The following is a 19,095-nucleotide window of genomic DNA, read 5'->3' on the forward strand; positions in this document are numbered from 1 at the left end:
CCAGGGCGCCCAGGCCGCCCTGTTCCGACCGTCAAGGGTTCAATCCGCCCGCTTCGCCCGCGTCGGCCCCCCTCCTGGCGACTGAATCGCCTTTGAACCCCACCAAGATCGTCGGTTTCTGGACCTGCCCACAGGTCTATGAAATATCCGGGTTAGAAGCAAGAATTGCGTTTGCGTTCTCAATCCTCGCTCCCTTGATGAACGATCCAACGCTGTCCACGCGGTCAAGCAGGCTCACCCGATGCCCGTCAACCAGGGGGCGTATTTCGTAACAGACGGAAAGGATGCGAGTGATTAAATTGACCCGATTCTCGTAATCATGACCACGGTCCAGAATCAGCCGATGATCCGGGCTTTCCCAGCCTCTTGCGGGTTGGCGAGGCGGGAAATCAGGCCAGGAATAGCCCTTTGCCATGATCTGATTGAAATGGGAAATGACCTCGTCGGCCGTGAAATAGAGTCGCCCTGACAAATGGAACGCATCCGCCTGTTCCACCCTGGTTTTCAGGAAATGGCGGATCGCGCGAACATCGAGTTCTCTAACATATTTCTGATCGAGAAAGAAACGCTGAATCTCGGAGTCTGATTGCCCTTGCCCGCTGGCATCACCAACGGGCTGCGGGCTGAAATAAAGCACCACATCTGCAAAATCGCCATCACGACCGGCGCGTCCCGCCTCTTGGGTGTATGCCTCCAGGTTTCCTGGCGTGGAATGGTGCAGCACGAGCCGGATATTCGGTTTATCGATCCCCATGCCGAAACCTTTCGTGGCGACCATGATGTCGGTATCGCCACGAATGAAGCGTTCCTGCTCATCACGGCGATTGCGATCTCGAATCTCGCCCAATTCATGTGGCAGTGCGGTGATGCGGCCTTGATCCCGTGATGGCGTTTCGGTGTCCGGGACCTCCTCGGCGTTGTCTTCCATCTTGCCGTGATAGATGCCAACCCGCTTGTGCAACGCACGTTCAAGATGGCTCGCAAAATGCGCGACAGTCCGCCGTCCAGAAAAATCCTGTCGTTCGCCTTTGTAATTCGTCGACGTGGCTTCTCCCGGCCCAGTGTGGGGCATAAAAATGATTGCGGCACCCGGACAACGATTACTTTGATTGTCACGAAGCAACCGCTTTAGTCGAGCTTCCAGATCCTCGACCTTCTCCCGAACGGTACCAGTGAACTTGACGATCAGGTTCAACTCTGGTCGATTCGCTGAGTAAACAAACAGATCGCCGCCTTGCTCCAATGGTTGCCGGTTGAGGGATAATTCGTCGCAGATATCGCGGCGTACTTGCTGACTGGCCGTGGCGGTCAGTGCGATCCGAACGGGCTGGAGTTGATGCTGGTTGATCCGTGCTAAAAGGTTGAGGTAGGCGGGGCGAAAGTCATGACCCCAGTGGCTGATACAATGAGCTTCGTCGAGGGCGAGATAGCGAAAGCCGACCGCTTGGTCGGCGCGACGCAGACTGTCCAAGATACGAGTCTGGACGCATTGTTCGGGGGTCAGATAGACGAGTTTGTAATAGCCGAGCTCCATCCGTCGGATGCGAGTCTCTTTCTCCTGGAATGAGATGCTGGAGTTGATAAAGGTCGCCAGCGTATCCAGCCCATAACGTGCGCAGAGACGCTGATCGTATTGATCTTGCATGAGGGATTTTAACGGCGAGATAACAACCGTCATTCCTGGCAACAACATCGCTGGCAGGATAAAACATTCACTCTTGCCACCACCCGTGGCGGCAATGCCGAAGATAGATTTTCCCGTCAGGACGCGCTCCAGGATTTGATGCTGAAATTCGCGCATGCCTGGGAATCCGAAGAGGCGATAGGCAACGGAATCGATTCCACGACGAACTGTTGCCGAATATGCAGTCAAAAAATCGCTCGGAGTATCCATCTGCACAGGCTGAACGGATTCCGCTCGGACTTTTCCGGCGCGGAGATATACCGAGTCTTGCTCAATTGCCCCCTGAATCTGGACAGTTTGTCCAAACGCCATTAGCGGCATCACGAAACCAGGCACCCTGCCCAGTGTCAGTGCCTTGTATTGATCGCCACAAATCGCCGGACAGAATTTGATGGTCTCACTGGCAACCGGGATCGTTTCGCTATCGGCTGCCGGGTGATATTGATTGGTCTGGTTGGCGCGATAGCGTCCGATGAATCGGGTAAGAATTCCGCCAGGAGGAATCGAGGGTGTTTGAGGAATTTGCCAGGCCGCGCTCCGGACAAAACACAGATAACTCCACGACAGAAGGTGGTTTTCGTGGTCTACCTGCCACTTCGGATTTCCTCCTTGCGGTTGCTTCTCGGCTTCTTCGCAAAAGCGTTGATATAGCAGCGGACGGTGCAGCGACTCGCGACGGGCGTTCCAGCAGGAACCGCAGTGTTGAGGAACACGCGATTCGTACTCCTGCCCGCAAGGACCGACGAGATGCAGCGCGGGATCATCATTAAGCAGTCGCACACGCCATTGATTGAGTTTTATCGAACGTGGTTTGTCGCCGGGTTCCAGAAGCAAAATAATGCTCTGGTGCGGTAGATTGCGAACGGCCTGCTCAATCGTTGCGTGTCCCTGGCCTTCCATGCCGTCCTCGCTCAGAATGTTCGAACAGACGAACAGTGTTGGATTTTTGGGTATCTCCAGAGGTGCCTGACCGATACTCTGCTCGATCCACCGTGATTCCTTCGCCCAAGCCGTAAATGGCAACCCGGATGTGTCAGACGCTGCAATCAAATCTACAAGGGTGGTGACGGCTTGACGACTGTAATTCAGGCAGGATGGCTGGGCATCGACACCGATCATCTCGATGGACTCGATTGGACAAACCGTGTCATGCAGCAGGCAAACGCTTTCCCAAGCCGCGACGAAATCTAGCAAGGCGGTGAATGTCGTACCAGATGCAATGCCGACATCCAGCAGAGAAAAGCGCGGCGGAAGGAGACGCTGACGCAGCAGTTCCAAGAACAGGATCTGCAACTTGCCGACATTGACCGTGAGATAGTAGGCCAGATAGGCATCCAGGAAGCCGTCATCATAAATTTCAGCGCGAAATTTCTTCTCGCCGTTGACAAAGTCCCCCCAAATCTCGACAAGTTCAGCGACTTTTTTCTGGTTGGCGTCGAGGATGGCGCGGGCACTCTCGAAACGGTTCTTCGGGTCCGGACTTTCGCCAAACAATCGCTGGAACTGCATCGCCTCCACATAAGGCGAAATCCGGACCTGTTTGCCAGGCACGATGAGAGTTTCCAGCGTTCCGATGATCTCGGGCGAGTAGGCGTCCATGCTCAGAAGTCCTAATCGAACAAATCAGACTGAACAGGAATGACGACCGAGGACGAGGATGGCTTAATCTTGGGGGGCGGCGCACGATGGTTGCCGAGTAAGGATTCAGACTCAAAGTCATGGGCGGCGTGGTTTTTTTCAGCCGCCGCGAAGCTGCGCGTGGCGTAACAGTAAGTGCAACCGAACAGACAGGAATCGTACATGCCAATCTCGCGGCTCTCGACACAACCGCAGGCACTACGCTGTCCCTTGTCTTTTTTATGACTGACATCGATTCCAAATAATGCGCGAATGAGATTGTCGTCGATACATTTGCCCGGCTGGATACCGACCGATGTCAGATCGATTTCTTCGGCACAGGATTGAATCGTCAGACCATGATTGCGGGCGATCTCCGCGAGACGCATGAACAGGGGCGCATCCCGTTCGGCCTGATAGGGGATGTATTGGAAACAGGGCTGCTCCTTGCCTAATTGATTCAGCCGATGCGCGGCCTTGTCATAGGGATCGACGATGCTGACGACGACGCATTTGGTCGCGCCCTCCAACCGCTCAGCGATAGAGGAGAAATTCTCCAGATGAAAGGCGTGATCCGTGGCTTGCGACAGGAGGATGGGGTCGTAGCGCCAGATCAATCGCTCTGGCCCAAGGCGGTCAGCGAGGCGGCGGAAGGCATCAATCGCCTTCCCGAATGGTGGCGAGTTGGGGTCGATGGCCTTCGGGTTATTGATGAGCGTGTATTGAAAATAGAAGCGATAGCCAAGTCGTTCCAGTTCATCGAGATGCTTGATGAAAGGACTGGCCCAGCGGGTCCAGAAGACAAAAACCGTCTCCCTTGGATTAAATTCGACACGCGAGACCTGTTTGCTGTTGAACGGATTCGGGACCGCGCACCAACCGGCGCGGACACGATTCATAAACCATGATCCGTAGTAAGCGGGGATGTCGGTTCGGCGACTTGCGCTGACGATGCGGATTTTCATGTTGCATCCGGCCCAGGTAGATTGGGGAAGGTCTTCGGGACTACGACGCTCGGACGCCTAGACAGACGCTGTGCGCGGCGCGCAAACCGACGGTCATCGAAGGTATAGAGCGCTTCGCAGTGACGGCTGCCAGCGAGATGCAGCGCATCGGCAAAATCCAGTCCCTGACCGAGATGCTCCAACGCGGCCGCGATCCGGTCGACTTCTTCCACATTGACGTTCGGCAGCCCCAGCAGGTGCTCCATCACCTGGGTGACCTGGGCGGCGTCAAAGCGGTAGAAGGCACGCAGCACCCATTCGAGTTCCAGCACGACGGTGAGCGGAACGAAGAGGCTCGGGCTCGTGGTGAAAATCTCGTAGGCGATCGGTCGTTGCTTGGCCGCCTCCGGATCGCCGGGATCCTCGACATAGAACCGGGCCAGGATGTTGGTATCAAGGGCGATCATCGCGCTCGTCCCGCATCGCGGTGGCGACGTCGAAGTCGGATAGATTGCGTTCTCCGGACTGATCACACCTCAGCAGTCCGAAGCCGTCTTCGGGGCGTGTCGGCTTGATCGCGCGGAGCATCCGGACCCGGATGCTGTCGCCTTCCAACTCAAAATCCAGTTTGCTACCCGGTGCGATCCCGAGCCGTTGGCGGATCGCGGCGGGGATGACCACTTGGCCCTTGTCAGAAACTGTTACGGTCGACATTGCCTTCTCTCTCATCCTACTCAGTAAGATGTCGAAGTGTATGTCAACGCAATCGGGATGCCCATTGGCGGAGTTGGCGAAACCAAAAAAGCCCGCATCCGCGGGCTTTCTCAGTCACGAGGAAGATCCAGTCGATCTACTTCCCCGCAATCGCCTCCAGCTTCTTCGCCGGAATCACCTGCCCATTGAGCGCAGCATCCTTGGCCGAGCGCCCATAGGCGACCGCCATCAGGGTCGAGTAATAGACCACCGGCATCTTGAATTGAGTCCCGTAGGTCTGGTTGATCTGATCCTGATAGACCTCGACGTTCATCTGGCACACCGGACAGGGGGTGACGATGAGATCGGCCCCATGGTCGTAGGCCGCTTCGATGATGCCCTTGACCATCTCTTGCGATTTTTCGGGTTCGGAAAAGGCGAGCGCGCCGCCGCAGCATTGCACCTTTTTTTCATAGTCCGGGATCGAGTCGCCGCCTAGGGTCTCGACCAGTTGGTCGAGATATTTAGGGTTTTCGAACGACTCGCCAGCGATGCCGAAGGGGCGGTTGGTCTGACAGCCGACGTAGCCTGCGATCTTGATCCCTGCGAGCGGACGCTTGACCTTGGCGCCCAGTTCCGCGTAGCCGATGTCCTCGATCAGCACCTCCGCCATGTGCTTGATCGGCATCTCTTTGGTGAGCTTAAGCCCGGCCTCGGCGAGCGCGGTGTTGGCCTCGGCCAGCAGCGACTGGTCTTCGTGCAGCCGCTCCTGGGCCTCGCGGGTGGAAAGCCAGCAGGCGGCGCAGGTGGCGACGACGTCCTGGCCGGGGTTGTGCTGCTCGCTCAAGGCCAGGTTGCGCGCGGAGAGGGTCAGGCGCGGCAGTTCGCCGCCGCCGGCGTAGCCGATGGAGGCGGCGCAGCAGTTCCAGTCGGGGATCTCGTTGAGCTGAACCTCCAGTTCCTCGCACATGGTCTGGACCGAGATCAGATAGTTGGAGGAGGACGCGCCCTTTTGCGAGGAGCAACCGGGATAGAACGAGTATTGACGCTTGGCCATGGGACGATTCTCCAACTCAGGCGCCGTGATCGGCGAGGCGTTTGTCTTCGAGTTCCTGGGCTTTTTTCAGCACCGCATGGAAGCCTTTCAGATCCTTGACGGCATGACCGCCCACGGCTTCCAGGGGATTCATGCGTTTGCTCTTCAGCATGCCCAGGCCGATCTTCTGGTTCTTGAGCGCGACCTTGACGCCGTCGCCGATGCCGTTCATGAAGTAGAGATTCAGCCCCAGTTTCAGCTCGTTGACGCGGCCCTTGACCATGAGGTTGTCCCAGAACATCTGGGCGAACTTGGCGGTGGGCTGGTTCTTCGGAACCAGTCCGAGCCGTTTGGCGTAGTGGGCCAGGCCGTGCATGATGTGGGTGATCGGCAACTCGCGCGGACAGCGCACGATGCAGTTGTAGCAGGAGGTGCACATCCAGACCGATTCGGAGGACAGCACCTCGTCGCGCTTGCCGGCGCGGATCATCATGAAGATCTCCTGCGGCGGATGCTCCCAGAACTTGCCGAGCGGGCAGGAGCCGGAGCAGACGCCGCACTGCATGCACATCTTGACCCACTCGCCTTCTTCGACGTTCGCCTCGACCTCCTTCAAGAAGCGGTTGCGATACTTCTCGATCATTGCGGTATTCAGGTCGCCCATGGAAAGGTTCTCCGGTTAAATCGCGTCCCGCACGACAGGTCGGGTTCGAGTGATCTTGGACTCATCGCCACTCACGGCCATCGGTGGAGACGCGATTTAAATCGATTAATAAATTGACGCTTCTAAATCGCGACCCTGACGCGGCGTTTTGTGCTCCCGAGGTTCAGTCAAGACACACGCCGTGCCGGTCGCGCCGGTCGCGATTTAGAATTTGAACGGACTCATGCCGATCTTGCCGATCATCTCGGCCATCTCGTTGAGCAACCGCGGCGCCCGTGCCAAATCGGTAATGGCGACCTCGTGGACCACGACGCGCTCGGGCTCCAGGTTGAGCTGGGTGAGGGTGTCGCCGACCTTACTGAGCCGTTCAGCCGCAATCGCCGAGCCGCGCACGAAGTGGCACTGATAGTCCTCGTCGCGCCGGCAGCCCATGAGCACGATGCCGTCGTAGCCGGAGTTGAGCGAGTCGGTGATCCAGGACAGGCTCACCGAGCCGAGACAGCGCACCGGGACCACCCGGACAAAGGGCGTGGTCTCGATTCCGGCCTGGGCGGCCATGTCGAGCGCCGGATAGGCGTCGTTCTCGCAGGCGAGACAGAGGATGCGCGGCTTTTCGGAGAACTCGTCGGGGATGTCGACCGCCTTGATCTGCTGGTTGACGCTGTCGATGGAGTAGTTCTCGAAGGAGATGACCCGCACCGGACAGGCGCCCATGCAGGTACCGCAGCGCCGGCAGCGCGATTCGTTGAAAACCGGATAGCGCTGTTCGTCTTCGTTGATGGCGCCGAAGGGGCATTCCACCGTGCAGCGCTTGCACTGGGTACAGCCCTCCTTGCGGAAGCTCGGATAGCTGAGATCGCCCACGCGCGGATGCACGGCTGCGCCCTGGGCCGCGCTTTCGGCGGCCTGGATCGCCTTCATGGCGGCGCCGACCGCGTCTTCCATCGCCTGTTTCATGTCCATCGGACGCCGCACCGGGCCGGCGGCATAGATGCCGGTGCGCCGCGTCTCGTAAGGGAAGCAGATGAAATGACTGTCGAGGAAGCCGTGCTTGAGCTGCGGCAGGTCGGTGCCCTGGCGGTAGTCCAGATTCAGGATCGACGGTGGGGCGACGGCCAGCTTCTGGCGCGCGGCTTCCTTTTCCTCCTCGCTCTCGGCCTCGTCGACCGCAAGCTGGGCGTAGGGATCGGGGCCGTTGTTGGGCACCTGACCGGTGGCGAGCACCACCAGGTCGCAGTCCATCTCGGTGTCTTCGTTGAGGATCAGATCCTTGAACTGGACCTTGAGCCCCTTGCCGTTCTGGACCACCGCGCTGGCCTGACCCTTGGTGAAGGTGACCATCGCCTGCTGGCCGCAGCGGTAGAAATCCTCACCCGCTGCGCCGGGGGTGCGCAGATCGTCGAACAGAATGGTGGTGTCGCAGTCGGGATTCTGCTCCCGGAAGTACATCGCCTGCTTGATCGACTCGGTGCAGCAAAAGCCGGAGCAATAGGGTAGATGACCCTCCTTGTCCGAACGCTGACCGGCGCACTGGATAAAGGCGACCGATTCGACCACCTTGCCGTCGGACGGACGCTTGAGCGGACCGCCGTTGGCCGCCTTGGCCAGACGTTCCAGCTCGAAATTGGTGAGCACGTCCGGCGTCTTGCCATAGCCGAACTCAGGCAGCCGGTTGGCGTCGTAGGGCTTGAAATCGCTGGCCTGGACGATGGCGCCGAAGTTCTCGGTGACCGTCGGGCCGGATGAACGGTCGATATCGGCGGAGAAGCGACCCGGCGCGCCAGAGGTTTTGGAGAGCTTGGCGTTGAGGTGGACCGTGATGCGCTCGTTGGCCAGAACGCGCTCGATCATGTCCGCGATACCGGGATCTTCCGGCCCCGGCAGATCGACATCGCGCCCGTTCGGCACGTCGGACGCGGCGGCGCGGAAGGGCACGCGCTTGTAGAGATCCTTCCAGACCCCGCCAAGCACGTCCTCGTCGCACACCAGATGAACCGGATAACCGGCCGCCGCCGTTTCCAGCGCCGCCGTCATGCCGGTCACGCCGCCGCCGACCACCAGGATGTTCTTGTTGAGTTCCTGCTCGCCGGAGGGCGTCGGCACGGTCATGAACTTGACTTCGGCGCAGGCCATGCGGATGTAGTCGTCCGCCATCTCCTGCGTGGTCTCGGTGTTCTCTGGCGTGTCCGGACGCGCCCAGATGACACCCTCGCGCAGATTGGCGCGCGAGATGGCGACGTTCCTGAAACTGAAGGCTTCGACCTTGGAGCGCCGCGAACAGCCGGCGATCATGAGATGCGTCGCCTCGCCGGCGTCGATGTCGTCCTGAATCAGCTTGACGCCCTCGGGCGAACACAGCATGGCGTGCTGTTTGACGCTCGGAAACTTCCCTTCGCGGGTGGCGATATTCACGAGCTGACTGGTATCCAGACGCTCGCCGATCCCGCAGCCGGTGCAGAGATAGCCGGCCAATTTCTTTTCGACTGCCATGTGTTAGACCTCCGCCCTGGCGACGCGGTTGACGACCTGGATGGCGCGCAGCGCGGCGCCGGTGGCATGTTGCGCGGATCGGTTCACGTCCAGCGCATCGGACGCACAACCCGCCGCGAAGACGCCGCCGTTCTCGGGCGATGCCTCGATGAAGCCCTCGCGGTTGATGACGATCGACACCGGGAAGGCGTCCTTGTCCACCGCCGGCTCCATACCGATGGCGAGCACCACCAGATCGTGCGGCTCGGCGAAGCGGTTGTAGCCTTCGGTGTCGACGCCATGGACGATCGGGTTGCCGTCCTTGTCGGCGACAATGGACGCCGGTTTGGACTTGATGAACTTGATGTTCTGGTTGGCGCGAACCTTGTTGTAAAAGTCCTCGAAACGGTCGATGGCGCGCAGGTCGATGTAATAGATATTGATCTCGGCGTCATCGGCGAAGGCGTCGGCGACATAGGTCGCCTGCTTGAGCGAGGCCATGCAGCAGATGCGCGAACAGTGCAGCAGATGGTTGCGATCGCGCGAACCGGCGCACTGGATGAAGGCGACCTTTTTCGCCTCGCGGCCATCGGACGGGCGGACGAGCTTCCCGCCGGTCGGGCCGTTGGGGTCGGCCAGGCGCTCGAATTCGACGCTGGTGATGACGTTGGCGATCCGGTCATAGCCGTAGGGCTGGATCTTGGCCGCATCGTAAGGCTTCCAGCCGGTCGCCCAGATCACCGCGCCGCAGCGAAATTCAACGGTCTCCTCGCGCATCTCCAGATCGATGGCGTCGTATTTGCAGGCGGCTTTGGCCTTGTCCGCGTCCGGGGTGCCGATGATGGCTGGATCGAGCACGTAACGCGCCGGATGCGCCATGCGGTAAGGCAGATAGGCGCCCTTACGCTTGCCGAGACCATAGTTGTAGTCATCGTCGAATTCGGCCTCGACCGCCGTGCCGCAGTCGCCGCAGGCGGTGCAGCGTTCGTTGACATAGCGCGGGGAGAGCTTGACGGTCGCGGTGTAGTCGCCCTCGCTGCCCGTGAGCCCTGTCACCTCTGCTAGGGTCAGGATGGTCAGGTTCGGGTTCATCTTGGCGCGACGCTGATTGATTTCCAGGCCGCAGGTGGGGAAACAGAGTTTCGGGAAATATTTATAGAGCTGGGTGACGCGGCCACCCAGATAGGGACGCTTTTCAACCAGCACGACCCGTTTCCCGGTCTCGGCGGCTTCCAGCGCAGCGGTCATGCCGCTGATGCCACCGCCGACCACCAGAATGGTCTCATTGGTTGCGACGACTGCCGTCATGGACTTTCCTCCGTCTTCGCGGATATGGCTTAAGGCGAACGACTCAGCGGTGAGGCACGGAGAAAGTCTGTGTCGTTCAGGTCATCCGGTGCGCACGAACGCCCGAATATCGGAATTCGCTAAGATACCCCCCACGGATGCCCGCGGCTATGGCAGGCCCTTGAAATTTTGCATCGTAGTTTTTGATGCGTTGATAGAGGGGGGTTATGCTGATCCCTTTGCCAGAGACTGGCGGACGGGTCGCCGGATTCACTCCCATGCCCCTCGCCTGGCCCTATCCCAATCGGGAGCGGGCGCGGTGCGTGACTTTCACGGTACGCACATCAGGACAAGCCACCTTCCGAACACGGGGATACACCCCTGGAGGCCAATGTTGGACACTGATCGCCCCTTACCCCGCCCCGAGAATAAGAGATTCCAGGTTCTTGATGCGACACCCATGCCAATCAAGGTGTTCGAAACACAGGATTTCGAACAGCGGGCGCCGGGAACCATCCTCCAGGACTTCGAGGCCCTGCTGGGCCTGATGGGCGACCAGGGCCTGCCGGTCACCCCCGCCCATCTGCTCGCCCTGAGCTGTCTGGAGACGATCAATCGGAGTCTGACGCATCCACTGGAATTGCGTCTGAAACGCGCGGTGCAGAAATCCTATCCGTACATCAACGGTCTGTATCTGCTGCTGCGCGCCAGTGGCCTGACCCTGATCGATACCCAGTCCAGGAAACCGCGTCTTCAGCTCGACCCCGTCGTCCTGGCCTCCTGGTCGTCACTCAATGGCGCAGAGCGCTATTTCGCCTTGCTGAAAGCCTGGTGGGGACGTTCCAGGGAAGAAATACTTGGCGAGCGTCAAACCTGGGGCGGGGACGCGCTGACGAAAATCATGGGTTTCATCGAGCGCTTTCCGCAAGACGGCCTCCTGAGGTTCGAAACGCCGCAGGCGGCGGATCGGCTCCGGTATTATCCCGGTCTCTACAATTTGGCACTGATGGAAGGTTTCGGCCTGCTCGAGATTCGGGCGATACCACCCGCGGAAGGTCAAGGGTGGCGGCCCGAGTGGATACGCATGACCGATTGGGGAAAGGCCCTGCTGGGTCACTATCTGCATTTCGTCCGGCAAACGCTGGTGTCCGAGACCGACGCGGTCGCGCCGATCCTCGGTTTCGAGGGGTTCTTCGAGCCACTGGCGCGTTTCGAGCAATGGAGCCAGATCATCCGCCCCGCGATCACGGGTTGGCACAAGGAGCTGGAGATTCCGGAGTCTCCTTTTCAGCCCGGTCCGCACCAGTTCAAGGTATCGCTGGGTGCGGGTTGCTGGCGGCGCATCCTCATCGGCGGCGAAGACAGTCTCGACGAACTCGCGATCACGATTCTTTCCGCTTTCGACTTCGATGCGGACCATTTGTACCGCTTCAGCTACCGGGACCGCTTCGGTCGCACCATCGAGATCGACCATTCTTATCTGGCGGGCGATTCAGACAATGCGCTCGTGGACGAGACGAGAATCGGCGATCTCCCGCTGTCCGAGGGGATGCGCATCGATTTCCTGTTCGACTTTGGCGACCAGTGGGAATTCGGGATCGTCACCGAGCGTCTGAACACCGAAGCAGCGGAGGAAATGCCAGTAGTGCTGGAGACACATGGCAAGGCGCCGGCCCAGTATGGTCATTAGTCGCGGCGGCAGGTCGCGGAGGTTCCGCCGACCTTGATCATTCTCCCATAAGTCATCACAACCATCAGGGACCGACGCATGCACCAACTCCTGCAACTGCGCTCCACCGTTCAAACCCTCTCAGGCCATCCCTGCACGGTCGAGACCTTCCTCGGTGGCGGCGGTCAGGGCGAAGTCTACCGCGCCCTGCTCGACGGCAAGCCACTCGCGCTCAAGTGGTACTTCGCTGAACAGGCCACGCTCGCCCAACGGCAGAGCCTGGAAACCCTGATCCGCAAAGGCCCGCCCAGCGCCCAATTCCTCTGGCCGATGGAACTGGCGGCGGCGCCCGACGTGCCCGGTTTCGGCTACATCATGCCGCTGCGCGAGGCGCGCTTCAAAGGCATCGTCGATCTGATGAAGCGGCGGATCGAGCCGTCTTTTCAAGCACTCGCGACCGCTGGCCTGCAACTGGCTCAAGCCTTTCTGGAACTCCACGCCCAAGGCTTCTGCTATCGGGACATTTCCTTCGGCAATGTCTTTTTCGATCCCGACACCGGCGATATTCAAGTCTGCGATAACGACAACGTCGCCATCAATGGCGAAGGGACCAGCGGTGTCCTGGGTACACCACGCTTCATCGCCCCGGAAGTGGTCCGGGGCGATGCCTCGCCGAGTACCCAAACCGATCTCTTCTCGCTGTCGGTCCTGCTGTTCTACCTGCTCCATATCCATCATCCGCTGGAGGGGCAACAGGAGGCATCGATCAAATGCTTCGATCTCCCGGCCATGACGCGGCTCTATGGCACCGACCCGCTGTTCATTTTCGACCCCGCCAATGATGCCAACCGCCCCGTGCCCGGCGTGCATGACAATGCCCTGGAATATTGGCCGCTCTATCCGTCCTTCTTGCGCGAGCGATTTATCCACGCCTTTACCGCCGGTCTGCACGATCCACATGCCCGCGTGCGCGAAAGCGAATGGCGGGCTACGTTGGTCCAGTTGCGCGATGCCATTCTTTATTGCGGCCAGTGCGGGGCGGAAAACTTCTACGATGGCGAAGCCTTGCGGACCAATGGCGGACAACCGGGTGCCTGCTGGTCGTGTCGAAAACCCCTGACGCTCCCGTTCCGACTGCGTGTGGGACGGGATGTGGTCATGCTCAATCACGACACCCAGCTCTTTCCCCATCACCTGGACCCGCAGCGGCGCTACGATCTGTCGCAACCCCTGGCGGCGATCCAGCGGCACCCACAGAATCCCGATCTCTGGGGCCTAAAGAATCTTTCGCCCGTCAAGTGGGTAATGACCGCGACGGATGACGCCGTGCGCGATGTCGAACCAGGGCGCAGTGTCTCACTGGCAGCGGGCGTGAAGGTCAATTTTGGCCAGATGGAAGGCGAGATTCGGATATAGCGGCGATGGAGAATTGACCCATGCACGACGAACCCCGTGACAAGCTCCGCGAATTGATCGTCGAATACGGCCGTTCGCTGTGCGACGACCCGCGCCGCTGCGAAGCCTTGCTCAAGGATCACTGCGGGCAGTACAAGCGGGAGATCTTCGTCCTGGTCAGCGCCCTGAAAAACCGGGTGGCGGAGGATCTGCTCAAGGCGCCGGCCGGGGTGCCGCCGTCGATGGTGCTGGCGCGGGTCGGCAAACGGCTGGAGGATGAACTGGCCATGACCGCCGAGGCGGCGCAGTGGGCGGTGGATGCCTGGGCGCTCGCATTGGGCGTGATCGCGCAGCCATCATCCATCCCCAAGTCCGCTCCCGTCGCACCATCCCCGCCGCCCATCGCCCAGAAAGCCCGACCTACCCCATCAACTCCGCTGTCTGTAACGCACGCGGTTCATCAACCGTCGCCATCCAGCACACACGGTTCCAGACGCGGATGGCTAGGGGTGCTCGTTTTCGTGCTTGTGCTACTACCCTTCGGCATGGCTTTACTGCCAATAACGGAGTCGAAACTACCTGAGATCAACACGGAGCCACAACAACCTGAAATTCGCTACTACGATCACGGCGATGGCACCGTGACCGATACCACGACGGACCTGATGTGGAAGCGATGCAGCGAGGGGCAGACCTGGAGTGGAGAAAACTGCGTGGGGGAGGCCAGCAAGATGACCTGGGATCAGGCAATGTCCAACGGTCGGCAGAAGCACTGGCCCACGTTCGCCGGGCATGATGATTGGCGGCTGCCGACGCTTGATGAGCTAAAGACGTTGGCGTATTGCTCCAGTCGCCAGCCCCAGACCTGGAAGATGACTGCCGAATCATGTGAAGGTGAATATGTGAGACCGACCATCGTACAGGCGGTGTTTCCCAACATCCCCCGCCTGGGCGGGTGGTTTTGGTCGTCTTCGTCCTACGCCATCAGCCCGAGAAGTGCATGGGAAGTCGACTTCGGCAATGGCCACGTCGGCTACAACGGTAAGAGCTACGCCGAATATGCGCGTCTCGTGCGCGGAGGACAGTGACTTTGTCTTCTGGCTCAAACCGGACGGGGCATTCGCCCCGTCCGGAACGTTTTCTTCTGGCTCCCACACTCCGGCGTGGTAGCAAATCCCGACGCTCCAGCGTCACGCCTGTAATCGGACCGCTGGAGCGGCCAAGACGGCATTCCCACGCAGAGCGCGGAAACGAGAAAACCAGACGTCGGTCGATTGCGCCTTGCCGTTACGGGATCTGTACGAACGCCTGGAGTTATCGTCCGTGCGGGACGGGGTGAATACCCCGTCCCGCTGAATTAGAGCGAGATGTACGATGCGCTATCAAGATTTGATCACAATTGAACCGGGCAAACGCGGCGGCAAACCCTGTGTGCGAGGTCTGCGAATCACCGTCTATGATGTCCTCGGTTGGCTGGCGAATGGCATGTCGGTGTCTGACATTATCGACGATTTCCCGGAGTTGACTCAGGAGGATGTGATGGCTTGCCTAGCATTTGCCGCTGAACATGAAAAAACGGTCACCTGGATCAAGGCGGCATGAAACTGCTGCTTGACGAGAATCTATCCCGCCGCATGATCCCTGTGATTGAACCTTGCTATCCCGGCTCTTCGCAAGTCCAGACCGAATGCCGGGTGGAACATGACGCCCGCCAGGATGACAGCCAGTAGCTGTTGACGGACGATCGGCGTTTCGACGAGACGGCGATCCTGACGTCGGTCGATTGTGCCTTACGGTTGCGGAATCTGTACGAACGCCTGGAGTTTTCCTCGCGGCCCATGTTGCATGCCGGCGATCTACCGTTAAGATGCCAGGCATGAAAGCCAAGCCGCTCACGAACCGTTGTGAACGCCGTGACGACGGAAGCCGAGTGCATCTGGTGATCTGGGAGACGCCCGAGCCGGTTCCCCCTTGCCAACATCGCTTCAAATACCGGCTTGCCTATGTGATCGATGGCGTTTGTGTAGTGCGCTATGACAATGAGCGTGGCAAGGGGGATCACCGACACCTCGGCGATTGCGAAGAACCCTATGATTTTACGACCCCGGAGCGTTTGATCGCGGACTTCCGGGCGGATGTGTCGAGGTGGAACCGATGAAGGCGATTATCGATATTGCGCATGCGGAAGGGGTGTTCGATGCGGCCTTGGCCGATCTGGCGGCGGGCGGCAACGCTGACTATGTCCTAAGTTTCGAATCGGCACATACGTTGTTTTTGGATATCACGCCTGCGCGCTTGGATCTGCTCAATGCCTTGGCGCGTCTCGGGCCATGCCGCATCGATGCACTAGCCAAGGCAACGGGGCGCAATGATTCGACTGTGCAGACGGATACCCTGCGCTTGATCGAGCTTGGCTTGATTGAGCGAGGGGATGACGACAGGATTCAGGTTCCATTCGAGACGCTGGAAATTCACATGACGTTGGCGAGAGCGGCTTAGCTAGGGGCTAGGTGGTCGCGGATGATTGCTCATCTGCGGCTCCTCTACCGCGAGAATATTTTCACTGTCTCTCCGCTTGGGAACCCAGCCCTCGGAAGCTCTGTTTCCCGATCCTGACGCGACTCGAAGCAGCGCTTCGTCGATGGTATTCCCAAGGAAGCCTTGGGAGCAGGTCGCGAATGAGTCGATGACGAATCCCCTCATCTCAGTAACAAGGAGTTCACGCATGGCCAAACGACCCGGAGGCGAACTGGCAACCCGCCCATTGCATTTCATCTGGATCGCCGACTGCTCCGGCTCCATGTCGATCGACGGCAAGATTCAGGCGCTCAATAACGCGATCCGCGAGGCGCTGCCGCACATGCGCACGGTGGCCGACGAGAACCCCAACGCCGAGGTGCTGGTGCGGGCGCTGAAATTCTCCAGCGGGGCGCAGTGGCATGTTTCGCAGCCAACGCCGGTGGCCGATTTCAAGTGGACCGACCTGCCGGCGGATGGCGTGACCGATCTCGGCCGGGCGTTGGGCATGCTGGCCGAACAACTGCGGATCCCCCCGATGAGCGATCGCGCCCTGCCGCCGGTGCTGGTCTTGATCTCCGACGGCTGTCCGACCGACGATTTCAACGGGGGACTGCGGATGCTGATGGCTGAACCCTGGGGCAAAAAGGCGGTGCGGATCGCCATCGCCATTGGCGAGGACGCCGATACCGAGGTCTTGCAGACCTTCATCGGACACCCGGAATTGAAACCTTTGCAGGCCAACAACCCCGAGGCGTTGGTGCGTCATATCAAATGGGTCTCGACCGCCGTGCTCAAGTCCGCCTCCGCCCCGGCCAGTCAGGCGAGCGGAGTGGTGGCCGGGCTCAATGTCCCGATCCCGGCCCCGCCGGTCACGGCCGCCGGCCCGCAGTCGGCGGATGATGTGTGGTAACGCCGGTGACCGATTCCGCCCTCCCGGCGTGGCGAACGCTCCGGGCCAGTGTGCGCGGCGCGGCCCATGAACGTGCCGGCCTGCCCAATCAGGACGCGGTACGCATCGTTCGGCTCGATGCTGGCCGAGCCTTGCTGGTGTCCTTGGCGGATGGTCACGGCAGCGCCAAGAGCTTTCGCAGCCGGAGCGGTGCACGGTTAGCCGTGGTGGTGGCGCAAAAAGTCTGCGGGCATCTGTTCAAGCTGGATCGCCCATCGCAGATCAAACGCTGGGCGGAAGAGCAGTTGCCCTTGGAACTGGTGCGACACTGGCTGGAAGGGGTAAACCGGTCGCTCCAGCGCCAGCCCTTTACCTCAGCCGAGTTGGAGACGCTCGACACAGCCGCTCGGCAGCAAGTGGAATCATATCCGTCGCTAGCCTATGGTTCGACCCTGCTGGCCGTGGTCGTGGCTCCGGGCTTTATCCTCTATCTCCAACTGGGCGATGGCGACTTTCTCACGGTGTCCGCTGAGGGCGAGATCACGCGTCCGATCCCCCAGGATGCACGCCTGATCGCCAATGAAACGACCTCGCTCTGTTCGCCCAAGGCGTGGAACGAGGTGCGGGTGCGCTTTCAGACCTTGGCTGGCGCCCCGCCCGCGCTGATCCTGGCGGCCACCGACGGTTACGCCAATGCCTACCGCGACGAGGCCGGGTTTCAGCAGGTCGCGCGTGACTATTGGGAACTCTTGCGCGATGAGGGCGAGGAAGCGGTGAGACCCCATCTGAAGGATTGGCTGAACGAAGCCTCGCAACAGGGCAGTGGCGACGACATCACGCTGGGTCTTCTGTGGCGACCGGTTGCCCAGTTCTAGCCGAGTCCGGAAATTGGGGGCGTACCAATCGCCTTCTCCGATGCCGATACCCGACACGCAAGCCCTGGAAGCGATCGATGCCGTTTTCGGCTGCTGAAAGGAGATCCCGACCAATGTCATTCTCGCGAATCCGTGGCCTACCCTGGTGGCTTGCGCTGCTCTGTTGTCTTCTCGTGGAGCCCGGATCGGCGGACTCGTCCAGCATCGCTGTCCAGCCGACGGCGAAGCCTGCGCTGATGCTGGCGAGCGTTTACACCGAAGGCGTCGATCTGTCGGCCTATTGGGTCAGCGAGAAGCTCGACGGTGTGCGCGCCTATTGGGATGGCGCACGCCTGATCAGCCGTGGTGGGCGTCCGATCCAGTCGCCCGACGGGTTCACGGCGGGATTTCCCGCGATTCCGCTGGATGGCGAACTCTGGATGGGACGCGGAACCTTCGAGCGTCTGTCGGGAACGGTGCGGCGACTGGAGCCCGCGCCGGACGACTGGCGGGAGATCCGCTTCATGGTCTTCGATCTGCCGGATCTCGACGCGCCATTCGGTCAGCGGCTCCAGCGGTTGCGACAGGTGCTTGCCGACGCGGCCAATCCCCATCTTGTCCCCGTCGAACAAGTCCGGATCGCGAACCACGCGGATCTGATGGCGCGTCTGGATGCGGTCGTCCAGGCCGGCGGCGAGGGGCTCATGCTACATCGCGATGGCGCGGACTATCGGGCAGGGCGCACGGATGACCTGCTCAAGGTCAAGCCTTATCAGGATGCCGAGGCGCGGGTGATCGAATATCTGCCTGGTCAGGGAAAATACGCGGGGATGCTCGGCGCGCTGCTGGTGGAGGATGCCAATGGACGGCGTTTTCGTCTCGGAACCGGTTTCACGGATGCCGAGCGGCGCGAGCCGCCACCGCTTGGCAGTCTGGTGACCTACAAGTATCTGGGCTATACGGACAAAGGAATTCCGCGCTTCGCCAGTTTTCTGCGGGTGCGCGCGGAGGAATAAACCACGGCGACGAGTAAAGTCCGAATACGCACTTCGTATCGCCTGTCCTCGCGACGCCACACGACGCGGGGTAGAGACAAGGCATTGCCTTGTCTCTACAGCAGACGGGCTGGCTCGGCCCTGCCTTTCGCCGGATTTCGTCCCGCCAGCCGTGATGACCGAGACGGGTTTAACGCTGCCCGACGTCATCGAGCGCAAAGGTTTGTCTGCTGCTGCGTTAGAATCCGCACCCAAGACGAGCTGGATCGACCCAGCGCCAAGCAGCACCAGGGCAATGACAGAAGCGAGTTCCGCCTTCCGAGCCCGTCATCTTTCAGTCCCCTTCCAGGTTCGACTCTATGCAAGACCAACCCGCCCA

General features: G+C 60.2%; 18 protein-coding genes. 10 read left to right on the forward strand and 8 right to left on the reverse strand.

Translation table 11 applies throughout. From position 1 onward, the window contains the following. Positions 1 to 136: 136 nt before the first annotated feature. The 8 genes from CCR95_RS18860 to CCR95_RS18895 all read right to left on the reverse strand — a co-directional run bounded on the left by CCR95_RS18860 (position 137) and on the right by CCR95_RS18895 (position 10,415). A complete protein-coding gene (locus CCR95_RS18860; protein WP_201097355.1) occupies positions 137 to 3,283 on the reverse strand; it encodes a DEAD/DEAH box helicase in 3,147 nt (1,048 codons plus the stop codon). Between the two features lie 11 nt (positions 3,284 to 3,294). Next, the gene (locus CCR95_RS18865) at positions 3,295 to 4,266 is read right to left on the reverse strand and encodes a DUF1848 domain-containing protein (protein WP_201097357.1); all 972 of its coding nucleotides are present in this window, start codon (positions 4,264 to 4,266) and stop codon (positions 3,295 to 3,297) included. After that, positions 4,263 to 4,712, reverse strand: coding sequence for a type II toxin-antitoxin system VapC family toxin (locus tag CCR95_RS18870; RefSeq protein WP_201097359.1), 450 nt, complete (start codon positions 4,710 to 4,712; stop codon positions 4,263 to 4,265). Before CCR95_RS18870 ends, CCR95_RS18865 begins: the two co-directional genes overlap by 4 nt. Continuing rightward, positions 4,699 to 4,959 carry an AbrB/MazE/SpoVT family DNA-binding domain-containing protein gene (locus CCR95_RS18875; protein WP_201097361.1) on the reverse strand — a complete coding sequence of 87 codons (261 nt, stop codon included), beginning with the start codon at positions 4,957 to 4,959 and terminating at the stop codon, positions 4,699 to 4,701. The genes CCR95_RS18870 and CCR95_RS18875 overlap by 14 nt, the downstream gene beginning before the upstream one ends. Positions 4,960 to 5,095: 136 nt before the next feature. Then, a complete protein-coding gene (locus CCR95_RS18880; protein WP_201097363.1) occupies positions 5,096 to 5,995 on the reverse strand; it encodes a CoB--CoM heterodisulfide reductase iron-sulfur subunit B family protein in 900 nt (299 codons plus the stop codon). A 16-nt stretch (positions 5,996 to 6,011) separates the two neighbouring features. Then, positions 6,012 to 6,638: a 4Fe-4S dicluster domain-containing protein gene (locus tag CCR95_RS18885; RefSeq protein ID WP_201097365.1), complete on the reverse strand. Its 627-nt coding sequence runs from the start codon at positions 6,636 to 6,638 to the stop codon at positions 6,012 to 6,014. A 204-nt stretch (positions 6,639 to 6,842) separates the two neighbouring features. Continuing rightward, a complete protein-coding gene (locus CCR95_RS18890; RefSeq protein ID WP_201097367.1) occupies positions 6,843 to 9,128 on the reverse strand; it encodes a hydrogenase iron-sulfur subunit in 2,286 nt (761 codons plus the stop codon). Positions 9,129 to 9,131: 3 nt separating this feature from the next. Further along, positions 9,132 to 10,415 (reverse strand): CoB--CoM heterodisulfide reductase iron-sulfur subunit A family protein, encoded by a 1,284-nt coding sequence (locus tag CCR95_RS18895; RefSeq protein WP_201097369.1) that lies wholly within the window; start codon positions 10,413 to 10,415, stop codon positions 9,132 to 9,134. A 439-nt stretch (positions 10,416 to 10,854) separates the two neighbouring features. Here CCR95_RS18895 and CCR95_RS18900 point away from each other — a divergent pair, with 439 nt between their 5' ends. The 10 genes from CCR95_RS18900 to CCR95_RS18940 all read left to right on the forward strand — a co-directional run bounded on the left by CCR95_RS18900 (position 10,855) and on the right by CCR95_RS18940 (position 18,737). Then, the gene (locus tag CCR95_RS18900; RefSeq protein ID WP_201097370.1) at positions 10,855 to 12,084 is read left to right on the forward strand and encodes an IS1096 element passenger TnpR family protein; all 1,230 of its coding nucleotides are present in this window, start codon (positions 10,855 to 10,857) and stop codon (positions 12,082 to 12,084) included. Positions 12,085 to 12,162: 78 nt separating this feature from the next. Continuing rightward, on the forward strand, positions 12,163 to 13,479 hold the full coding sequence (locus tag CCR95_RS18905; RefSeq protein ID WP_201097373.1) for a protein kinase domain-containing protein: 1,317 nt from the start codon (positions 12,163 to 12,165) through the stop codon (positions 13,477 to 13,479). 20 nt (positions 13,480 to 13,499) lie between these two features. Continuing rightward, positions 13,500 to 14,546: an Lcl C-terminal domain-containing protein gene (locus CCR95_RS18910; protein ID WP_201097374.1), complete on the forward strand. Its 1,047-nt coding sequence runs from the start codon at positions 13,500 to 13,502 to the stop codon at positions 14,544 to 14,546. Between the two features lie 286 nt (positions 14,547 to 14,832). Beyond that, positions 14,833 to 15,060, forward strand: a complete 228-nt coding sequence (locus CCR95_RS18915) for a DUF433 domain-containing protein (protein WP_201097376.1) — start codon at positions 14,833 to 14,835, stop codon at positions 15,058 to 15,060. Further along, positions 15,057 to 15,188 carry a hypothetical protein gene (locus CCR95_RS25950; RefSeq protein WP_276570286.1) on the forward strand — a complete coding sequence of 44 codons (132 nt, stop codon included), beginning with the start codon at positions 15,057 to 15,059 and terminating at the stop codon, positions 15,186 to 15,188. Before CCR95_RS18915 ends, CCR95_RS25950 begins: the two co-directional genes overlap by 4 nt. 146 nt (positions 15,189 to 15,334) lie before the next feature. Further along, the gene (locus CCR95_RS18920) at positions 15,335 to 15,616 is read left to right on the forward strand and encodes a toxin-antitoxin system TumE family protein (RefSeq protein WP_201097378.1); all 282 of its coding nucleotides are present in this window, start codon (positions 15,335 to 15,337) and stop codon (positions 15,614 to 15,616) included. Then, positions 15,613 to 15,957 carry an HVO_A0114 family putative DNA-binding protein gene (locus CCR95_RS18925; protein ID WP_201097380.1) on the forward strand — a complete coding sequence of 115 codons (345 nt, stop codon included), beginning with the start codon at positions 15,613 to 15,615 and terminating at the stop codon, positions 15,955 to 15,957. Before CCR95_RS18920 ends, CCR95_RS18925 begins: the two co-directional genes overlap by 4 nt. 226 nt (positions 15,958 to 16,183) lie before the next feature. Further along, positions 16,184 to 16,888 carry a vWA domain-containing protein gene (locus CCR95_RS18930; protein WP_201097382.1) on the forward strand — a complete coding sequence of 235 codons (705 nt, stop codon included), beginning with the start codon at positions 16,184 to 16,186 and terminating at the stop codon, positions 16,886 to 16,888. Positions 16,889 to 16,893: 5 nt separating this feature from the next. Beyond that, positions 16,894 to 17,742 carry a protein phosphatase 2C domain-containing protein gene (locus CCR95_RS18935; RefSeq protein ID WP_201097384.1) on the forward strand — a complete coding sequence of 283 codons (849 nt, stop codon included), beginning with the start codon at positions 16,894 to 16,896 and terminating at the stop codon, positions 17,740 to 17,742. Between the two features lie 113 nt (positions 17,743 to 17,855). Beyond that, positions 17,856 to 18,737: a DNA ligase gene (locus CCR95_RS18940; RefSeq protein ID WP_242523349.1), complete on the forward strand. Its 882-nt coding sequence runs from the start codon at positions 17,856 to 17,858 to the stop codon at positions 18,735 to 18,737. Positions 18,738 to 19,095 lie beyond the last annotated feature (358 nt).

The sequence above is a fragment of the Thiocystis minor genome (assembly GCF_016653465.1).
Lineage (GTDB): Bacteria > Pseudomonadota > Gammaproteobacteria > Chromatiales > Chromatiaceae > Chromatium > Chromatium minus.

Bases quoted from the DNA above. Each gene is read 5' to 3' on its own strand.
- CCR95_RS18910 (WP_201097374.1), top strand. From the start codon at position 13,500: ATGCACGACGAACCCCGTGACAAGCTCCGCGAATTGATCGTCGAATAC.
- CCR95_RS18890 (WP_201097367.1), bottom strand. From the start codon at position 9,128: ATGGCAGTCGAAAAGAAATTGGCCGGCTATCTCTGCACCGGCTGCGGG.
- CCR95_RS18915 (WP_201097376.1), top strand. From the start codon at position 14,833: ATGCGCTATCAAGATTTGATCACAATTGAACCGGGCAAACGCGGCGGC.
- CCR95_RS18880 (WP_201097363.1), bottom strand. From the start codon at position 5,995: ATGGCCAAGCGTCAATACTCGTTCTATCCCGGTTGCTCCTCGCAAAAG.
- CCR95_RS18925 (WP_201097380.1), top strand. From the start codon at position 15,613: ATGAAGGCGATTATCGATATTGCGCATGCGGAAGGGGTGTTCGATGCG.
- CCR95_RS18865 (WP_201097357.1), bottom strand. From the start codon at position 4,266: ATGAAAATCCGCATCGTCAGCGCAAGTCGCCGAACCGACATCCCCGCT.
- CCR95_RS18860 (WP_201097355.1), bottom strand. From the start codon at position 3,283: ATGGACGCCTACTCGCCCGAGATCATCGGAACGCTGGAAACTCTCATC.
- CCR95_RS18875 (WP_201097361.1), bottom strand. From the start codon at position 4,959: ATGTCGACCGTAACAGTTTCTGACAAGGGCCAAGTGGTCATCCCCGCC.
- CCR95_RS18940 (WP_242523349.1), top strand. From the start codon at position 17,856: ATGTCATTCTCGCGAATCCGTGGCCTACCCTGGTGGCTTGCGCTGCTC.
- CCR95_RS25950 (WP_276570286.1), top strand. From the start codon at position 15,057: ATGAAACTGCTGCTTGACGAGAATCTATCCCGCCGCATGATCCCTGTG.
- CCR95_RS18920 (WP_201097378.1), top strand. From the start codon at position 15,335: ATGAAAGCCAAGCCGCTCACGAACCGTTGTGAACGCCGTGACGACGGA.
- CCR95_RS18885 (WP_201097365.1), bottom strand. From the start codon at position 6,638: ATGGGCGACCTGAATACCGCAATGATCGAGAAGTATCGCAACCGCTTC.
- CCR95_RS18930 (WP_201097382.1), top strand. From the start codon at position 16,184: ATGGCCAAACGACCCGGAGGCGAACTGGCAACCCGCCCATTGCATTTC.
- CCR95_RS18900 (WP_201097370.1), top strand. From the start codon at position 10,855: ATGCCAATCAAGGTGTTCGAAACACAGGATTTCGAACAGCGGGCGCCG.
- CCR95_RS18895 (WP_201097369.1), bottom strand. From the start codon at position 10,415: ATGACGGCAGTCGTCGCAACCAATGAGACCATTCTGGTGGTCGGCGGT.
- CCR95_RS18870 (WP_201097359.1), bottom strand. From the start codon at position 4,712: ATGATCGCCCTTGATACCAACATCCTGGCCCGGTTCTATGTCGAGGAT.
- CCR95_RS18905 (WP_201097373.1), top strand. From the start codon at position 12,163: ATGCACCAACTCCTGCAACTGCGCTCCACCGTTCAAACCCTCTCAGGC.